This is a genomic window from Loktanella sp. SALINAS62 (genome assembly GCF_018263905.1).
Classification (GTDB): Bacteria; Pseudomonadota; Alphaproteobacteria; order Rhodobacterales; family Rhodobacteraceae; genus Loktanella.
Window position 1 is genome coordinate 1 of record NZ_JAAFZU010000063.1, and the last position, 331, is coordinate 331.

Annotated in this window: 1 protein-coding gene; it reads left to right on the forward strand. The window is 68.3% G+C overall.

Annotated elements, in window-relative coordinates; translation table 11 throughout:
- A partial coding sequence (locus tag GZH79_RS17515) for an Ig-like domain-containing protein (protein WP_211645067.1) occupies positions 1-331 on the forward strand: 331 nt, incomplete at both ends.

A 331-nucleotide genomic window follows, 5' to 3' on the forward strand; every position in this document is an offset into this window, starting at 1 on the left:
GCGCCGACGGCTGTGGCGGATACCGGCACGGCGGGCGAGGACGACGGCATCGTGCCGCTGGACAACGTGCTGGCCAACGACACCGATCCGGACACCAGCGATGTGCTGACGGTCGGCACGGTGAACGGCGATGCGGCGAATGTCGGCGCGCCTGTGACGGGCGACAACGGCGGTCTGGTCACGATCAACCCCGATGGCACGGCAACCTTTGACCCGAACGGCGAGTTCGACGATCTGGCCGAGGGCGAGACGCGCGAGACGACGGTCACCTATACGGCGGACGACGGCAACGGCGGCACCTCTGATCCGGTCACGGTCACCGTGACGGTCA